16 protein-coding genes and 1 other RNA gene are annotated in these 17,738 nt (G+C 59.6%); 12 read left to right on the forward strand and 5 right to left on the reverse strand.

Annotated features, from left to right (window positions below; all coding sequences use genetic code 11):
- The first annotated feature begins 113 nt into the window (after positions 1-113).
- On the forward strand, positions 114-842 hold the full coding sequence (locus AC5SEO_RS09435; protein WP_003514330.1) for a sugar transferase: 729 nt from the start codon (positions 114-116) through the stop codon (positions 840-842).
- A gap of 79 nt (positions 843-921) precedes the next feature.
- Here AC5SEO_RS09435 and AC5SEO_RS09440 read toward each other — a convergent pair whose 3' ends face one another.
- Positions 922-1,494: a c-type cytochrome gene (locus AC5SEO_RS09440; RefSeq protein WP_003514328.1), complete on the reverse strand. Its 573-nt coding sequence runs from the start codon at positions 1,492-1,494 to the stop codon at positions 922-924.
- A 150-nt stretch (positions 1,495-1,644) separates the two neighbouring features.
- Between AC5SEO_RS09440 and AC5SEO_RS09445 the strand changes: the two genes are divergently transcribed.
- On the forward strand, positions 1,645-2,400 hold the full coding sequence (locus AC5SEO_RS09445; protein ID WP_038489351.1) for a 3-deoxy-manno-octulosonate cytidylyltransferase: 756 nt from the start codon (positions 1,645-1,647) through the stop codon (positions 2,398-2,400).
- Positions 2,401-2,411: 11 nt separating this feature from the next.
- Complete coding sequence (locus AC5SEO_RS09450; RefSeq protein WP_025592029.1) at positions 2,412-3,287, forward strand: prephenate dehydratase; 876 nt, start codon at positions 2,412-2,414, stop codon at positions 3,285-3,287.
- A gap of 15 nt (positions 3,288-3,302) precedes the next feature.
- Here AC5SEO_RS09450 and nudC read toward each other — a convergent pair whose 3' ends face one another.
- Complete coding sequence (gene nudC / locus AC5SEO_RS09455; RefSeq protein WP_003514323.1) at positions 3,303-4,265, reverse strand: NAD(+) diphosphatase; 963 nt, start codon at positions 4,263-4,265, stop codon at positions 3,303-3,305.
- A complete protein-coding gene (locus AC5SEO_RS09460; protein WP_162686704.1) occupies positions 4,265-4,693 on the reverse strand; it encodes an HIT domain-containing protein in 429 nt (142 codons plus the stop codon). The genes nudC and AC5SEO_RS09460 overlap by 1 nt, the downstream gene beginning before the upstream one ends.
- A gap of 65 nt (positions 4,694-4,758) precedes the next feature.
- Here AC5SEO_RS09460 and ffs point away from each other — a divergent pair.
- The 3 genes from ffs to AC5SEO_RS09475 all read left to right on the forward strand — a co-directional run bounded on the left by ffs (position 4,759) and on the right by AC5SEO_RS09475 (position 7,246).
- Positions 4,759-4,855: signal recognition particle sRNA small type (gene ffs / locus AC5SEO_RS09465), an RNA gene on the forward strand.
- Positions 4,856-5,017: 162 nt separating this feature from the next.
- Entirely contained in the window at positions 5,018-6,895 is a 1,878-nt protein-coding gene (locus tag AC5SEO_RS09470; protein WP_111795096.1) for a DNA polymerase III subunit gamma/tau, read from the forward strand.
- Positions 6,896-6,922: 27 nt separating this feature from the next.
- Positions 6,923-7,246 carry a YbaB/EbfC family nucleoid-associated protein gene (locus tag AC5SEO_RS09475; protein ID WP_003514318.1) on the forward strand — a complete coding sequence of 108 codons (324 nt, stop codon included), beginning with the start codon at positions 6,923-6,925 and terminating at the stop codon, positions 7,244-7,246.
- 13 nt (positions 7,247-7,259) lie between these two features.
- Here AC5SEO_RS09475 and AC5SEO_RS09480 read toward each other — a convergent pair whose 3' ends face one another.
- Entirely contained in the window at positions 7,260-7,895 is a 636-nt protein-coding gene (locus AC5SEO_RS09480; RefSeq protein ID WP_162736142.1) for an MOSC domain-containing protein, read from the reverse strand.
- Positions 7,896-7,932: 37 nt separating this feature from the next.
- On the opposite strand from AC5SEO_RS09480, the gene recR reads away from it, so the two are divergent.
- Entirely contained in the window at positions 7,933-8,538 is a 606-nt protein-coding gene (gene recR, locus AC5SEO_RS09485; RefSeq protein ID WP_174041996.1) for a recombination mediator RecR, read from the forward strand.
- A 123-nt stretch (positions 8,539-8,661) separates the two neighbouring features.
- Positions 8,662-9,900 carry a lytic murein transglycosylase gene (locus tag AC5SEO_RS09490; RefSeq protein WP_419459967.1) on the forward strand — a complete coding sequence of 413 codons (1,239 nt, stop codon included), beginning with the start codon at positions 8,662-8,664 and terminating at the stop codon, positions 9,898-9,900.
- Between the two features lie 89 nt (positions 9,901-9,989).
- On the opposite strand, the gene AC5SEO_RS09495 is transcribed toward AC5SEO_RS09490, so the two are convergent.
- Positions 9,990-11,618, reverse strand: coding sequence for an MFS transporter (locus AC5SEO_RS09495; protein WP_174067928.1), 1,629 nt, complete (start codon positions 11,616-11,618; stop codon positions 9,990-9,992).
- Between the two features lie 287 nt (positions 11,619-11,905).
- Between AC5SEO_RS09495 and rimP the strand changes: the two genes are divergently transcribed.
- The 4 genes from rimP to infB all read left to right on the forward strand — a co-directional run bounded on the left by rimP (position 11,906) and on the right by infB (position 17,731).
- Positions 11,906-12,502 carry a ribosome maturation factor RimP gene (gene rimP, locus AC5SEO_RS09500; RefSeq protein ID WP_003514299.1) on the forward strand — a complete coding sequence of 199 codons (597 nt, stop codon included), beginning with the start codon at positions 11,906-11,908 and terminating at the stop codon, positions 12,500-12,502.
- A gap of 64 nt (positions 12,503-12,566) precedes the next feature.
- Positions 12,567-14,183 carry a transcription termination factor NusA gene (nusA, locus tag AC5SEO_RS09505; protein WP_003514298.1) on the forward strand — a complete coding sequence of 539 codons (1,617 nt, stop codon included), beginning with the start codon at positions 12,567-12,569 and terminating at the stop codon, positions 14,181-14,183.
- Positions 14,180-14,881 (forward strand): RNA-binding protein, encoded by a 702-nt coding sequence (locus AC5SEO_RS09510; RefSeq protein WP_003514297.1) that lies wholly within the window; start codon positions 14,180-14,182, stop codon positions 14,879-14,881. Before nusA ends, AC5SEO_RS09510 begins: the two co-directional genes overlap by 4 nt.
- A 102-nt stretch (positions 14,882-14,983) precedes the next feature.
- A complete protein-coding gene (gene infB, locus AC5SEO_RS09515) occupies positions 14,984-17,731 on the forward strand; it encodes a translation initiation factor IF-2 (protein WP_003514296.1) in 2,748 nt (915 codons plus the stop codon).
- Positions 17,732-17,738: the final 7 nt, after the last annotated feature.

Genomic DNA, 17,738 nt, shown 5'->3' on the forward strand with positions numbered 1-17,738 from the left:
CTATTTGCGCAAAAACGATTACATTTCGGATGACTTTTTACGGTAAATGAATTATTAATCGTTCATATAAATTAATTTTCTTGTTTCAAAATAACTTTTCAGGGCTTCATATTATGCTGGGTACTAAAAGCTCATCGCATGCCGTGTTTTACGGCGCCCCTTATCCTGCGGCTGTCACTTTCGACGCGGCGGAAACACAACCTTCCATTTCAGAAACCAACACGTCGGTGTTCCTGCGCAGCCAGTTTGTGCTCAAGAGAACGATCGACATTGCAGGGGCGTCCATCGCCCTTGTCGCACTCGCGCCCGTATTGCTGACCGTCGCGGCGCTGGTCAAACTCGACAGCAAAGGGCCGGTCCTGTTCTCACAAGTCCGTTGGGGCATGAACGGGCGAAAGATAAGGGTCTATAAATTTCGCTCGATGCGGACCGAACTGGGCGATGCCACCGGCGTGGCGCAAACGGTAAAGAACGATCCGAGGATAACCCGGATCGGCGCCGTGCTTCGCCGCACAAATGTCGACGAACTGCCACAGCTCATCAACGTCTTGAAAGGCGACATGTCGCTGGTGGGTCCGCGCTGCCATGCGATCGGCATGCTGGCCGCCGGCCGTCTTTATGAGGAACTTGTTCCCCACTACCACCTGCGGCACCGGATGCGGCCAGGCATTACCGGTCTTGCCCAGATGCGGGGTTTGCGCGGCCCGACGGATCGCAGTGACAAGGCGCGTGCCCGCATCGTGTCCGATCTTTATTACGTCGACAATTTTTCCGTCTGGCTGGATATCAAGATCATGATCGGAACGGTCATTTCCGAATTGCGCGGCGGCAAGGGTTTCTGATCTTTCAGAAATCAGACAGATAGAATCAAAAAAGCCCGGCAGCGATGCCGGGCTTTTCTTATGAAATCACCATATTCCGTCAGTTTATCGGCACGGGAGCCGCAGCCGGATCCGGCAGCGGCGCCGGGTTTGCCGACAGCGTGCGCAGATAAGCGATGAGATCGGCGCGTTCCGTCTCCTTCTTGACACCCGCAAAGCCCATGGCCGTGCCGGGAACGTGTTTCTTGGGAGCTTCGATGAAGTAGCTGAGATGATCGTAATCCCAGTGCACGGAACCGCCCTTGGAGAAATCCTTCATTGCTGCGGAGTAGCTGAAACCCGCATGGCTGGCGATCGGCCGGTTGACGATATCGAAGAGATTGGGGCCGACCTTGTTTGCACCACCACTCTCTCCGGTATGACAGCTCGTACACTTCTTGAAGACCGCCTCACCCTTGGCAGCATCCGCGCTGGCGAGCAATTTCGCGATCGGGGTTGCCGCTGCAGCGGGTTCGCCTGCAGCCTCACCGCCGCTCGCTTCCGCGACGATGGCGTAACCTTCCTTTTCCGGGGTGGGCGCATGAAAAATGCCCTCAGACGCAATTGACACCGACATCAGAACGAAAACCGTGCCCAGCAACGCCCCAACGCCCATATTTACATAAGAATTCATCTATATGCGCTCCCTCGCATCCGCTCCATATAACCGGGCATCTTGAAATTATTCAAAAGCTATGGCTTTTGCACAGCCTGCGCAACTTGAATAATATTCCCCACTCCGTGACGTTTTGACACTTTTCGGTTGGGATTTGAAGGGTGTCGGATGAAGAATCGGGAATTCGAGAAAGCTGTCGTCCTTATACCGGCGCGGATGGCATCGACACGGCTTCCGGGCAAGCCTCTCGCGGATATTGGCGGCAAACCGATGATTGTGCAGGTTGCACTCAGGGCGCGTGAAGCTGGCGCGACGCGCATCGTCGTTGCAGTCGATGACGAACAGGTATTTTCAGCCGTAAAAAATGCCGGTTTCGACGTAATGATGACGCGAGATGATCACCAATCCGGTTCGGACCGCATTTTCGAGGCGCTGCAGAAGGCCGACCCCTATGGCAACGCCGAATATATCATCAATGTTCAGGGCGACCTTCCGACCATCGAAGCGGAAACGATCCGCGCCTCGTTGCGCCCGTTGGAAAATGCCGCCGTCGACATTGCCACGCTGACGGTTGAGATCACCGACGAGGAAGAAAAGACCAATCCGAACGTGGTGAAAGTGGTTGGCAGCCCGCTTTCCGAGACGCGATTGCGCGCGCTTTATTTTACCCGCGCGACTGCGCCCTATGGCGACGGACCGCTTTATCATCACATCGGCCTTTATACCTATCGCCGCGCCGCCCTCGAAACGTTCGTGAGGCTTCAGCCTTCGCCACTCGAGAAGCGCGAAAGGCTGGAACAATTGCGCGCGCTGGAAGCGGGCATGCGTATTGATGCCGAAATCGTTCACTCCGTGCCGCTTGGCGTTGATACGCCGCACGATCTCGAAAAAGCCCGCACTATTCTCGCAAACCGAACCCTCTGATGGATAATTCCATGACCTTGAGCACAAACCGCATTGCCTTTCAGGGCGAATTTGGCGCGAATTCCGACATGGCATGCCGCGACATGTTCCCGGATATGGAGCCTTTGCCGTGCCCGACATTCGAGGATGCTTTCAATGCCGTCGAAAACGGCGAAGCCGATCTCGGCATGATCCCGATCGAGAACACGCTGGCCGGTCGCGTTGCCGATATCCATCATCTGCTGCCGGAATCACGCCTTCACATCATCGGTGAATATTTCATGCCGATCCGCTTCCAGCTGATGGTTATACCGGGCGTGAAAAAAGACGAGATCCGCACCGTTCACAGCCACATCCACGCGCTTGGCCAGTGCCGCAAGATCATCCGTTCCAACGGCTGGAAGCCCGTCGTTGCCGGCGATACGGCCGGAGCGGCGAGACTGGTTTCTGAAAAGGGTGATCGCAGCATGGCAGCGCTTGCACCGCGTCTTGCCGCCGGTCTCTACGGCCTTGATATCATGGCTGAAAATGTCGAGGATTCAGAAAACAACATCACCCGTTTCGTAATTCTTTCGCGTGATGAGAACTGGGCCAAACGCCAGTCCCAAGGCGAAGCACCAGATGAAACCATCGTCACGACCTTCGTGTTCAATGTCCGCAACATTCCGGCGGCGCTTTATAAGGCAATGGGCGGTTTCGCGACGAATGGCATCAACATGACGAAGCTGGAAAGCTACCAGCTCGGCGGAAGGTTCGTGGCAACGCAGTTCTATGCCGATATCGAAGGCCATCCGGATGACGAGCCGGTGCGGCACGCGCTGGACGAGCTGCGCTTCTTTTCCGAGAAGGTCCGAATTCTCGGCGTCTACAAGGGTCATGCGATGCGCGGCAAGCTCAACCAGAGCTGAGCCTGCCGCAAATCTTCATTTCGTCCATTCCACCCAGTCGCGCATCAGCCGGTGCGCGATGGCACCGCCCGGAGGCGCGGAAAAGCCCTCGCCCGCAGCAGCCTCCAGCATCGTGGCCACCTCCGCCCGCGTGAACCAGCGGCAATCCTCCAGCTCGATCTCATCGCGGGAAATATCGAACGAGAGAGCCTCGGCATAACAGCCGATCATCAGCGTGTGCGGCATCGGCCAGGGCTGGGAAGCGTGATAGCGCACGCGGCCGATTTCGACGCCGGATTCTTCATGCGTCTCGCGGCGCACGGCCTGCTCGATCGTTTCGCCCGGCTCCACGAAACCGGCGAGGCAGGAATACATGCCCGGCGCAAAATGCGCGCCGCGTCCGAGCAGGCAAAGATCGCGCTCGATATCGATCGTCATCATGATGACAACGGGATCGGTTCGGGGAAAAATAGTGTGATTGCAGGCGGCGCATATGCGCTTGTAGCCGCCGATACGCAATTCCATCGTGCCGCCGCAACGTCCGCAGAAGCGGTTATCCGCATTCCAGTGCGTAAGGCTGACAGCCTGGGCAACCTCGCTCAGCAATTCCTCATCGAGAAGATGATCGCGATAAAGGGTGCGGGCATCGGCCAGCTTATAGTGGCTCGCTAGCGTGTCTTCCGTGACGGCCACCGGCACCGCAATTCTCGGTTCGCCGGTTTCGCGGTATCCAAGCAGAACGGCATTGTCGAAATCCGGCTGCAATTCCGCCAGCTCATAGGCGGAAAACAGGGGATCTATGACCTGTTCGTCATGTTTCAGGACAAGCCGGTTGCCGGAGAAGGCAAAAATATGGGTGCCATCGACTTTCAGCGCATCGGCAACGCAGTCTTCCGTCCGCTTTTCGGCGAATCGGTTGAGGGCGTTCTTGGAAAAGGCTGTCAGCAGGCTTGCTTCGGGATGGGGAGCAGTGGTTTCGAAAATAGTCATTGATATCATCAGAGCGCGCCGGATATTTTTTTCATCAAGGATTCCTTTTCGCCCGGGCCATAGGGCACTGGCGTCCCGTGACCCCAGATTGGGCCGGGCCAGCAGGTGTCGCCTTCGTTGCGGGCGATAATATGGACGTGAAGTTGCCGGACGATATTGCCCAGCGCGCCGACATTGATCTTGGTGGCCCCGGTAACTTCCTTCAACGCGGAGGCGACGAGATTGGTCTCGAACGTCAGCACGGCCTGATCGAGCGGAGTAAGATCGAACAGCTCGCTGGCGCCGCCTCTCTGTGGCACCAGCACCAGCCAGGGCCAGCGGCTGTCGTTCTGCAAACGCAGCTCGCATAGTCCCAAACGCATTACAAGCGCACTGTCGCGCGCCAGCCTGTCGTCCAGCCGGAATGTCTCCAAGGCGTCCTCCATGTTTGTTTTCATTGTGATAGCAGTTTTTTGAAGGCTTGGCTTGCATTTGCTTTCGATATTGCCGATATGTGGCCCCGGGAGGTTGGTGGTGGACGAGCCACTCGCCAACCGGGTCAGGTCCGGAAGGAAGCAGCCCTAACGAGCCAGGCACGGGTCGCCGTGCCAGCCTCCCACCCTTTTTAAATTCCGCTCAGCTTTCGCCGGGCCGGTTCAGCCTGAAAGCGGCCCCTGCGTATCGGCATGATGTGCAGACTTTAGAGGAATAGAGCGTGCCTGATGCGTCCAATGGGACGCACGGCGCTCTAGGACAAACTGGCAAAATAAACTGGCGAGGCGATGAGCGACACCTTACCCACCACATCAAGCGAATCCCAGGGCGGGACCGGCTACCGGGTACTGGCACGCAAATATCGTCCGAAGGATTTTTCCGATCTGATGGTCGGCCAGGAGCCGATGGTCCGCACGCTGACGAATGCGTTCGAGACCGGCCGCATCGCGCAGGCCTATATGCTGACCGGCGTTCGCGGTGTGGGCAAGACGACCACCGCGCGTATTCTTGCACGCGCGCTGAACTATAAGACCGACACCATCGACAAACCGACCATCGACCTGCGTATCCCCGGCGAACATTGTCAGGCGATCATGGAAGGCCGTCATGTCGACGTGATCGAGATGGACGCTGCCTCCCATACCGGTATTGACGACATTCGCGAGATCATCGAGCAGGTGCGTTACCGCCCGGTTTCGGCGCGCTATAAAGTCTATATCATCGACGAAGTGCACATGCTCTCGACGCAGGCCTTCAACGGTCTTCTGAAGACGTTGGAAGAGCCGCCGGAGCATGTGAAATTCATCTTCGCAACCACTGAAATCCGCAAGGTTCCGATCACCGTGCTGTCGCGGTGCCAGCGCTTCGACCTGCGCCGCATCAGCGCCGCCGATCTCGTCGGCCTGTTCACTGCAATTGCCGGCAAGGAAGGTTTCGAGGCCGAACCGCAGGCGCTCTCAATGATTGCCCGCGCGGCTGAGGGTTCCGCCCGTGACGGTCTTTCCCTGCTCGATCAGGCGATCGCCCATGGCGGCGGACGCGTGGAAGCCGAGGCGGTGCGCGGCATGCTGGGTCTTGCCGACCGGGCGCGCATCGTCGATCTTTTCCAGCACATCATCAAAGGCGATGTCGCGGCGGCACTTTCGGAATTCAACGGTCAATACGAGGCAGGCGCCAACCCCGTCGTCGTGCTGAACGACCTTGCCGATTTCACTCACCTCGTCACCCGCATGAAATATGTGCCGGATGCGGCGGAAGATCCCTCGCTGTCCGAGATCGAACGCGTGCGTGGCGCGGAATTTGCCGAGACAATCGCCGTGACTGCGCTGTCGCGTATCTGGCAGATGCTGCTCAAGGGTATTCCGGAAACTGAAAATGCCTCACGTCCTGCGGGTGCGGCCGAAATGGTGTTGATCCGCCTTTCGCACGCCGCCAATCTTCCGGCACCGGAAGACGCGGCGCGACGCCTGCTCGAACTTTCCAACAGCGATGGCGGCTATTCCAATGGCGCGCCTTCGGGTGGCGGCAATGGCGGCGGCACTCGCGCCTATTCCTCAGGACAGACAGTGGCCGCTGGAAGACCTGTGGAGCTTTCCGCCCAGAGGCCGGCAAGCTCGCAGCCTTCGACCATGCTGCGCGCCGTGCCTGACAGCCGCCCGCAGGAAATGCAGGTCGCGGCACCGAAAACCGAAGAACGGCCGGAGCCGAAGGTTCCCGTCAACTCTCTTCAGGACATTGCCGACCTGTGCCAGAAAAATCGCGATCCCGTCATGCGGGCGAAGGTTCGCAACTTCGTGCGGCTGGTGCGGCTGGAGCCGGGCCGGCTCGACATGCGCCTCGGCGATGGCGCACCCGGATCGCTCCCCGGCGAGCTTGGTGTGAAGCTGAAAGAGTGGACCGGTATCCACTGGATCGTCAGCCTTAGCAAGGAACAGGGTCAGCCGACGCTGGTTGAAGCCGAGGGCAGTGCGCGCGACGCCCGCCTCGTGGATGCGAGGCAGGATCCTGACGTGGCAGCCATTCTTCAACAGTTTCCAGGTGCAAAAATCACCGACGTGCGCATTCGCGTCACCCAGCAGGACGAGCCGGACGAGATCGCCCCGCCGCCTTCGGTTGCCGAATCGAGCGAGGGCGACATCCTTCCCGGCGACGATATCGAATTTTAATACATAACAAAAACAGGAGTTTGGCACATGCGCGACATCATGGGCATGATGGGCAAGGTCAAGGAAATGCAGGCCAAGATGGAAAAGATGCAGGCGGATATCGCCGCGCTTGAAGTCGAAGGCAAGTCCGGTGGCGGTCTCGTCACCGTGAAGCTGAATGGCAAGGGCAGCCTGCTGGGCCTGAAGATCGATCCGTCTCTCTTCAAGGAAGACGACGTCGAAATTCTCGAAGACCTGATCGTCGCCGCCCACAATGACGCCAAGGAGCGCGCCGAGGCCATCACCGCTGAAAAGACCAAGGAAATCACGGCTGGCCTGCCGATCCCGCCCGGCATGAAGCTGCCGTTCTGATATTCTTACGAATTCAGACTTCCAGCATGGCGCGGAACCGGCTCGCAAGCGGGGTGCCGAGATATACGGCACGTTCGTCCCTGGTAAGCTGCATGGGGCGGAAGCGCTGGAGAATGACCGGTATGGGCAGCTTCGTTCCCTGATAGGGTTCGAAAGCAATGCCTTCACCGGCGCTGAGCATTCCACCTTTCAGAACCCGGCAATAAAAGCCCGGCTGACCCGCCTGCCGAAAACGCGGCGCGAAGCCGGGATCGCCGAGCCGGGTTGACAGGGTGGCGCAGGGAATGCGGGCGGCGGTCACTTCCAGCACCACTTCCTCGGCTGAAAACCTGTCGCCGACATGCAGTTTTGCACTATCGACACCTTCCAGAACCAGATTTTCCCCGAAAAATCCGGGCTCAACCACAAAACCCAGCGTACGCGACCAGAAATCGAGATCCGCGGAGCCCATGGCGTAGATCGCCTGATCCGGCCCGCCGTGATGTTTACGATTGCAGACAGCGTCGCTGACGATGCCTTGCGCATCCACCATCACCGCGCCCTGCATGGCATGTTTGAAAATACCCGTCTTCGCCGTCTTTCCCGGCAAGGCCTTCGCCTCGCCCCGGCACACTGCCCGTATTTTCATGGACTGCCCTTCGCGCTTCATGATTCCCGTTTCCCGATTTATGCAGTAGAAAGCGCTCATGGCAAAACGAGTCACAGGTCCCGAAATCGAAAAACTGATCCAGCTGCTTGCAAAAGTGCCGGGGCTTGGGCCCCGCTCGGCGCGGCGGGCGGCGCTGCATCTCATCAAGAAGAAGGAACAGCTTCTTGGACCGCTGGGCCACGCGATGGGTGAAGCCTATGACAAGGTGAAGATCTGCTCGTGCTGCGGCAATGTCGATACCATCGATCCCTGCACGGTCTGCGCCGATGATAGACGCGACCAGTCGGTCATCATCGTGGTGGAAGACGTGTCGGATCTGTGGGCGCTGGAGCGAGCAGGCGCAATGAATACCGCCTATCATGTGCTTGGTGGCACGCTGTCGCCGCTCGATGGCGTCGGGCCGGAAGATCTGAACATTAAGCGACTGATCGATCGCGTCAGCGCCGGCGGTATTCGCGAGCTCATCATCGCCGTCAATGCGACGGTGGAGGGACAGGCAACAGCCCATTACATCACCGACCGCCTGGCCGATCTCGGCATCAAGATCACCCGGCTTGCGCATGGCGTGCCTGTTGGCGGCGAGCTGGACTATCTCGATGAGGGCACATTGACGGCGGCGCTGCGCGCTCGCACAACGATCTGACGCCTTCTTTCCCTGTCCGTCACTCGAAGAGGAGACCGAATGCGAAACCGATTTGATTCTTTGTTTTGGCGCATTTCCAGACGGAAAACCGGCCTCCACATTTCCTGGAAAAGCCTCAAGGCATTGGCCGCCATTCTTTCCGTTTTTTCAGCAACGGACGCTCTGGCGCAATCCGCGCCGACAGGTGCCGCTGCTGCCCGGTACGATGCCGATTTCAATGCGTGGCTGAAAAAGGAAATCTGGCCGGAAGCGCGCAAGGCGGGAATTTCGCAAAAGACGCTGGAGGCTGCGCTGAGCGGCCTTTCCATCAACTGGAGTCTGCCTGATCTCGTCATCCCCGGCCAGAAGCCGCCGAAGGAACAGAGCCAGAGCCAGGCCGAATTTTCATCGCCCGGCGCTTATTTCTCCGAAAAACGATTGCAGGGGCTTGCCGCCACCGGCCGCTCTCTGGCCGCGACGCATGCCGCCACCCTTCGCCGGATCGAAGCCAAATATGGCGTGCCCGGCGATGTCGTCGTGGCGATCTGGGGCCGCGAATCCGGTTTCGGCCGTGCGAAACTGCCGCATTCGGTTGTCGATGTGCTGGCGACGAAAGCCTATATGTCGACCCGCAAGGAGATGTTCCGCACTGAGCTGATCGATGCGCTGAAGATCGTCGAAAGCGGCGATATTGCGGCCTCGCGCATGATGGGGTCCTGGGCAGGCGCGCTCGGTCAGCCGCAATTCATGCCGTCGAGCTATCTCAAATATGCCGTTGATTTCGATGGCGACGGCCACCGCGATATCTGGAACTCCGTGCCGGACGCATTGGCATCCATAGCAAACTATCTTTCGCAGCGCGGCTGGCAGAGGGATCGCGACTGGGGCTTCGAAGTGTCTATACCCGGCAACGTCTCCTGCGCCCAGGAAGGCCCGGATCTTGCCCGGCCGGTGAGTGCGTGGGCGAAGATGGGGATCACCCGCATTTCCGGAAAGGCCTTTCCATCCAATGACCTCTCCGCCGACGGCATGATGCTTGTGCCGGCCGGGAGGCACGGGCCGGAATTCGTGGTGACGCCGAATTTCTACGTCATCAAGGAATACAATAATTCCGATCTCTACGCGCTGTTCATCGGCAATCTCGCCGACCGCATCTCCCATGGGGCGGGGCCGTTCAAGGGCGAATGGGGCAATGTCGGATCGATGTTGCGCTCCGACGTTCTTGCCATGCAGAAGGCACTGGTCGCCAAGGGCTATGATGTCGGCAAGGCGGACGGGCTGGCCGGCTTCAAGACACGCCGGTCACTGGGCGACTGGCAGGCGAAAAACGGAATGTCACCGACCTGCTTTCCCGATGCTACGCTGAAAGCGAAGCTGAAATAGCAGCTTACTGGCGACGTGTGAAACCACTCCTCCGTCATGCGCGGGCTTGTCCCGAGCATGACGTCGCCACTACTTAGCCCTATCGTCTCTCAATGCTGGTCCGTATGCGGCTTGTGGAAGATATCGTCGGTCGGCGGAATGGTCTGCCGCTCGATCATCCGGTGTACGCGGGGCCGTGTCTTGCCGCGATGAAGGGCCAGCAGCCGGTCCCAGGCTTCCGCATCCGCCTGGGTGCGGCGGTGGTTGTGGCGGACATATTCCACCCATGTCAGTACATGGTAGCTTTCCGTCCAGATATCTGGATTTTCCAGATCACGCATCAGGTTCCAGTTGCGCGCGCCGTCGCGCAGACGGATGCGGCGACGCTCGGCCATCAACGGCAGGAATTCGCCGAGATCCTCGTCATGAATTTCATAGTCTATGAGAATGGCAATCGGCCCGCTGCGCGGCTTGATATCGAGCCTTAGCGGCGGTTCGACGAAACGGTTGAGCGGATCGAGATTGAGTGAAGCAAAAGCGGGCATGGCGAGTTTGAGGCCGACGACGACGCCCAGCAGCATCAGCACGCACGAACCGAGAAGGGAATAGGAAATACCGTAATCTTCCGCCAGCTCGCCCCACAGCCAACTGCCGACGGCGATGCCGCCGAAGGTCAGCGTCTGGTAAAGCGACAGCGCCCGGCCCACCACCCAGCGCGGGGCAGAAAGCTGGACGATGGTATTGAACAGGGAAAGCGCCAGAACCCAGCAGGCACCGGCAATAGTCAAAACAAGCGAGGTTACGATCGCGTTCGTGCTGACCGCCGTCACGCCGGAACTGAAGGCGAAGCCCAAAAAGGCGACACGCACGATCCATTCGCTGGACAGAACCTCGCGAAGTCTGGCGCTGACGAGCGCGCCGCCGATAGCGCCGACACCGAACGCACCGAGCATGACGCCGTAGGTCAGCGGGCCACCCTCGACCAGATCGCGGGCAACGATCGGCATCAGCGCCAGGATGGCGCTGGCGGAAAGGCCGAAGAGAAAGCCACGCACCAGAACCTTGCCGATATTCGGCGACATCGCCACATAACGCATCCCGGCCGATATGGCGGCAAGAAGCTGCTCGCGCGGCAAGGTCGAGGCATATTTGGGCGGCTGCCAGCGAACCAGCGCGTAGATCAGGGCGAAATAGCTCAGCGCGTTCACGAAAAACGCAGCCGCGGCACCAGCGGCAGCGACGATGATGCCGCCGATGGCAGGACCGACGCTGCGGGTGATGTTGAAGCCCACGCTGTTCAGTGTCACGGCAGCGGGCAGATCCTCACGCGGCACCATTTCGCCGACGGACGCCTGCCAAGACGGATTGTTGAGCGCCGTGCCACAGCCGATCATGAAGGTGAAGAAGAGCAGCAACCACGGAGTGAGCCAGCCGAACCAGGCAAAAACCGTCAGCAGCACGGAAGCCGTCAGCATCAGGATCTGAGCGGAAATCATGATGCGGCGGCGGTCGAAACTATCGGCCAGTGCGCCTGAAATCAACGAAAACATCATGATCGGCAGCGAGGTGGAGGCCTGTACCAGCGCGATCATGTTTTCGGAACTCGACAGCGAGGTCATCATCCACGCGGCGCCAACCGCCTGGATCAGACCGCCGAAATTCGAGGCAAGGCTCGCGATCCAGATTCGTCTGTAAGTCAAATGCCTTAAAGGCGCGAGTGGCGATTTACGGTCAGGCACGATCAGTCCACTTGATGCAACTGCGATTTGTCAAACGGCAACTATAGACAGTGCCGGAAATCATGCCACCCTTTCCGACACGGTGACGGTGAAAATGTGGCCGAAGCCGTGACTGAAGCGCCCTGCCCGCGAAAACCTTGCAATCCTGCCCTGATGGGTCTATATGACCTTTGAAATTCTTGATCGCTTGATGAAGAGTGGGGCCGCAAGGCTCCGCTCTTTTTCGTTAGGCGAACCGGAAACCACGGGCTGAGCGCCCGGTGAAAATCTAAAGACCGGAAGGCCAGATGGCAGACACCGTACATGAACCGCGACTGATAACCGAAACGGGAATCGACCAGCGCATCGCCGAAATCATCGAGCCTGTTTTGACGGGCATGGGATATCTTCTGGTGCGCGTGCGGCTCTCCAACCAGAACGGCATGACCCTGCAGGTGATGGCCGAGCGGGAAGACGGCACCATGACCGTCGAGGGCTGCGAAGCCGTGTCAATGGCGATTTCACCGGTTCTTGATGTGGAAGATCCGGTCGATAAGGCGTATCATCTCGAAGTTTCCTCGCCCGGCATCGACCGGCCGATGGTTCGCAAGTCGGATTTCACCCGTTGGCAGGGCCATCTGGTGAAGGCCGAAACCTCCATTCTGGTCGAAAACCGCAAGCGGTTTCGCGGCAAGATCGTCGAGGTGGATGCGGACGGCTTCAAGCTGGAACGCGACCAGATCGCCTATGGCGACGAACCGACAGTCACCATTCCGTTCAGCGCGCTTTCCGATGCGAAGCTCATTCTGACGGACGACCTTATTCGTGATGCGCTGCGGGCAGACAAGGCGGCAAAGGCCGCCGCCGCAAACCAGAACGACGAAAACGAAGCAGACGAAGACTAATTCCAACGTAAAAGCCCGGAAAACGGGTGATCCCCGCAATTATGCGACTTACGGAGACAAAAAAATGGCAGTGAGTGCTAACCGGCTTGAGCTTCTGCAGATCGCCGATGCTGTGGCGCGCGAAAAGGTCATCGACCGCGAAATCGTGCTTGCCGCAATGGCCGACGCTATCCAGAAAGCCGCCCGCTCGCGCTATGGTTCGGAAACCAACATTCGCGCCGACATCAACTCCAAGACCGGCGAAATCCGCCTGCAGCGTCTTCTGGAAGTGGTAGAGACGGCCGAAGACTATTCGACCCAGATTCCGCTCGAACTTGCCCGCGACCGCAACCCGGACGCCAAGCTCGGCGATTTCATCGCCGATCCGCTGCCGCCGATGGATTTCGGCCGTATCGCCGCACAGTCCGCCAAGCAGGTCATCGTTCAGAAGGTGCGCGAAGCAGAACGCGACCGTCAGTATGACGAGTTCAAGGATCGCATCGGCGAAATCGTCAACGGCACCGTCAAGCGCGTTGAATACGGCAATGTCATCGTCGATCTGGGCCGTGGCGAAGGCATCATCCGTCGCGACGAGATGATTCCGCGGGAAAACATGCGTTATGGCGATCGTGTACGCGCTTATGTCTACGACGTTCGCCGCGAGCAGCGTGGCCCGCAGATTTTCCTGTCGCGTACACATCCGCAGTTCATGGTGAAGCTGTTCACCATGGAAGTTCCTGAAATATACGACGGCATCATCCAGATCAAGTCGGTTGCCCGTGACCCCGGTTCGCGCGCCAAGATCGCCGTCATTTCGAACGACTCGTCGATCGATCCGGTCGGCGCCTGCGTCGGTATGCGCGGTTCGCGCGTTCAGGCCGTTGTCGGCGAATTGCAGGGCGAAAAGATCGACATCATTCCGTGGAGCCAGGAGCCGGCATCCTTCATCGTCAACGCTCTGCAGCCCGCTGAAGTGGCCAAGGTCGTTCTGGATGAAGAATCCGAACGCATCGAAGTTGTGGTTCCCGACGAGCAGCTTTCGCTCGCCATCGGCCGCCGCGGCCAGAACGTGCGTCTGGCATCGCAGCTGACCGGCTGGGATATCGACATCATGACCGAGCAGGAAGAATCCGAGCGTCGCCAGAAGGAATTCAACGAGCGCACGGCACTCTTCATGGACGCCCTCGACGTTGACGAGATGGTTGGTCAGGTTCTGGCTTCCGAAGGCTTCGCGCAGGTTGAAGAACTTGCCTATGTCGATCTTGGCGAAATTTCCTCGATCGACGGCTTCGACGATGACACCGCCGATGAAATCCAGACCCGCGCCCGCGAATATCTGGAACGCCTGGAAGCCGAAATGGACGCCAAGCGCAAGGAACTCGGCGTTGCCGACGAGCTGCGCCAGATCGAAGGCCTGACCTCGCAGATGATGGTTGCCCTTGGTGAAGACGGTATCAAGACCATCGAGGACTTTGCCGGTTGCGCCGCAGACGATCTGGTCGGCTGGAGCGAACGCAAGGACGGCGAGACGAAGAAGTTCGAAGGCATCTTCTCCAAGCTCGACGTATCGCGCGTCGAAGCTGAGAACATGGTTGTGCAGGCCCGTCTTCTGGCAGGCTGGATCACGGCTGAGGATCTGGCTTCCGAAGAAGAAGTCGATGCGGAAGCTACTGAGGAGGCGGATACCGCCGAACAGGAATGACATCGCAGGTGCATGAGCCGGACGAGCTGCCCGAAACCGATGAGGACGGGCGGCTGGAAGGCAACGTCAATGGACGTATGTGCATTGTGACAAGGCAGAGCGGATCTCCAGACGAGTTGATCCGCTTCGTCGCAGGGCCGGACGGCAACGTCGTTCCGGACCTGAAACGCCAATTGCCGGGGCGCGGATGCTGGGTAAAGCCGGAGCGCGCCCTGATAGAGAAAGCCATCGCGAAGAAGATCTTCGCACGGGCACTCAAACGCGACGTCAAGGCCGGGCCGGAGCTTCTCGCTCTTCTCGACCGGCTGATGTCGCAGCAGCTTGCCGGAATGATGAACATGGCGCGCAAGGCGGGTCAGTTCATCAGCGGCGCGACGAAAGTCGATGCCGCCGTCCGTTCGGGGAATGCGATTGCCGTGTTCCACGCAACCGATGCCGCAGCAGACGGCGTGCGAAAACTGGACCAGGCCCGCAAGGCCTGGGAGCTCGGCAGCGATGCCGGCAATGAAATTCCGTCCTTCCGGCTCTTTAGCGAAGCCGAAATGGACGAGTTGATGGGCCAGAATGCTTTTATCCATGCTTGCGCGCTTGCGGGGCAGGCGGGTGAGGGTGTAGTGAAGCGCGCAAAGATGCTTAAGCAGTACCGCCTTGGCGGTCAGCCTGAGGCGGAACGCGACGCTGCCCGGACAGTACAATGACGCGGTTGCCAAACATGAACGGCCGCCGCGTTCCGATGCAGCAATTGAACGACGAGACCTGATGGATGTCATCCGGTTCTCGTCCGTAGGAACGGGAACGGAATGACCGACAACAACGACGACAAGACACTCAATGCGCCGGCCAAGAAGACTCTTACCCTGAAACCGGGCGGGATGAATCAGGGCACCGTGCGGCAGGACATGGGTCGAGGTCGCACCAACGCGGTTGTCGTGGAAACACGCAAGCGCCGCCCCCTGCGTCCCGAAGACGAGAAGCCGGTTCAGCCTGTCGTGGCGGCAGCACCGGCGCCGAAGCCGGCAGCGCCTGCCCCTTCGGCACCGCGTCCGCAGGCCCCACAGCAACGCATTCAACAGCCGAGCAACCAACAGCAGCGTCCGGGTTCTTCCCATTCGCAGCAGCGCCCCGGCTCGTCCGCACCGCAGCAGCGCCAGCCTGACCGTCCGCGTGGCAACGTTCTGCACGACCTGTCCGCAGGCGAGATGGAAGCCCGCCGCCGTGCGCTGATAGAAGCGCAGGCTCGCGATGTTATCGAAGCCAAGCAGCGCGCCGAAGACGAAGCCCGCCGCAAGGTGGAAGAAGAACAACGCATCGCCGCTGAAAAGATCGAAGCCGAAAACCGCGCTGCCGAAGAGGCTGCTGCGGCAAAGATCGCTGCGAGCCAGCCTGTTACGGAAGCGAAATCCGATCTGTCCGGCGAAAAGCCGGCTGCGGCCGCTGCGCCGGCGCCACGCGCTGACGCCCGTCCCCAGCCTGTTGCTCCCCGTTCCGCTCCCGCCACGCCCGATGCCGCCGCTCCCCGTGGACGCCGCACCGGTGGCGACGACGAGGACGATCGCGGCGCAGTCCGTCGTGGCAGCAGCCTTCCGGCTCGTGGCAAGGTCGTGGCTCCGGTTCCGGCCAAGCCTGCAGCCCGCCTGAAGACCGAAGAAGAGCGCCGTCGTGGCAAGCTGACCGTGACCGCCGCCAATCTGGAAGAAGATGGTACGCCGCGTGGCCGCTCGATGGCATCCATGCGCCGCCGCCAGGAGAAATTCCGTCGCAGCCAGATGCAGGAAACCCGCGAAAAGGTTCTGCGCGAAGTCATCCTGCCGGAAACCATCACCATTCAGGAACTGTCGCAGCGTATGTCCGAGCGCGCCGTTGACGTCATCAAGTTCCTGATGAAGGAAGGCCAGATGCTGAAGCCGGGCGACGTGATCGACGCCGATCTGGCGGAACTGATCGCGGTCGAATTCGGCCATACGGTCAAGCGCGTTTCCGAATCCGACGTTGAAGAGGGTCTCTTCAACAAGGCTGACGATGAAGGCGAGATGGTTTCCCGTCCGCCGGTCGTGACCATCATGGGCCACGTCGACCACGGCAAGACCTCGCTGCTCGACGCTATCCGTCAGGCGAATGTCGTTGCTGGCGAGGCCGGTGGCATCACCCAGCATATCGGCGCCTATCAGGTCGAAAAGAACGGTCAGAAGATCACCTTCATCGACACCCCCGGCCACGCCGCCTTTACGGCAATGCGTGCCCGTGGTGCGCAGGCAACCGACATCGCCGTGCTGGTTGTTGCAGCCGACGACAGCGTGATGCCGCAGACGATCGAGTCGATTAACCATGCGAAGGCGGCCGGTGTTCCGATCGTCGTTGCGATCAACAAGATCGACAAGCACGAGGCAAACCCTGAAAAGGTTCGCCAGCAGCTGCTGCAGCACGAAGTGTTCGTGGAATCGATGGGTGGTGAAGTTCTTGATGTCGAAGTGTCGGCCAAGAACAAGCTCAACCTCGACAAGCTGCTCGAAGCGATCCTGCTTCAGGCAGAAATCCTCGATCTCAAGGCGGATCCAAGCCGCACTGCGGAAGGCACGGTCATCGAAGCCGAGCTGGACCGTGGACGTGGTGCCGTCGCGACCGTTCTCGTGCAGAAGGGTACACTGAAGCCCGGCCAGATCATCGTTGCCGGCGATCAGTGGGGCCGTGTGCGCGCGCTCGTCAACGACAAGGGCGACCACGTGAAGGAAGCCGGTCCGGCCATGCCGGTCGAAATCCTCGGCCTTTCCGGTACGCCGTCGGCCGGTGACCGTTTTGCGGTTGTCGAAAACGAAGGTCGTGCTCGCGAGATCTCCGAATACCGCCAGCGTCTGGCTCGCGACAAGGCTGTTGCCCGTCAGACCGGTCAGCGTGGCTCGCTGGAACAGATGATGAGCCAGTTGCAGACTTCGGGATTGAAGGAATTCCCGCTGGTCATCAAGGCGGACGTGCAAGGTTCGGTCGAAGCCATTATCGCTTCGCTCGACAAGCTCGGCACAGACGAAGTCCGCGCTCGTGTCGTTCACTCTGGTGCTGGTGCCATCACGGAATCGGATATCTCGCTTGCCGAGGCATCGAACGCCGCGATCATCGGCTTCAACGTTCGCGCCAACGCACAGGCACGTACGGCGTCCGAACGCGCCGGTATCGAAATCCGCTACTACAACATCATCTACGATCTGGTGGATGACGTGAAGGCGGCGATGTCGGGTCTGCTTTCGCCGGAACGTCGCGAGACCTTCCTCGGCAATGCCGAAATCCTCGAGGTGTTCAACATCACCAAGGTCGGTAAGGTCGCGGGTTGCCGCGTCGTCGAGGGCAAGGTGGAACGTGGTGCGGGTGTGCGTCTGGTGCGCGACAACGTCGTTATCCACGAAGGCAAGCTCAAGACCCTCAAGCGCTTCAAGGACGAAGTCAACGAAGTGCCTGTTGGTCAGGAGTGCGGTATGGCCTTCGAGAATTACGAAGACATTCGCGCCGGCGACACCATCGAGTGCTTCCGCGTCGAACACATCACGAGAACGCTCTAAGCGTCTC

The organism is Agrobacterium sp. K11, assembly GCF_059429395.1.